Genomic DNA, 225 nt, shown 5'->3' on the forward strand with positions numbered 1-225 from the left:
AAGGGCTATATCTGCTATGAGGAGGACGCACAGGAAAGTGTGGTGCTCCGGGAACTGCTGGACAAAAAACTGTGGAACATCCCTGACCGCATTAAGGACAAAGGACAGTTTGAAGAAAAACTCAATCAGTCCATCCGGCAGTATCACCCCGAATACTGGCGGGCAAGGCAGAGCGGACGAGAGGCCGCCGAAGCTGCCCGCAGCACAGCCCCGGCCAAAGAGGCC

The 225-nt window shown here is 56.4% G+C and carries 1 pseudogene; it reads left to right on the forward strand.

The window, feature by feature from the left end:
* Positions 1-225 (forward strand): annotated as a pseudogene (locus tag DXB70_RS14010) (hypothetical protein); the annotation flags it as partial.

This window comes from Clostridium sp. OM05-5BH (assembly GCF_003481505.1).
Taxonomy (GTDB): domain Bacteria; phylum Bacillota; class Clostridia; order Lachnospirales; family Lachnospiraceae; genus Otoolea; species Otoolea fessa.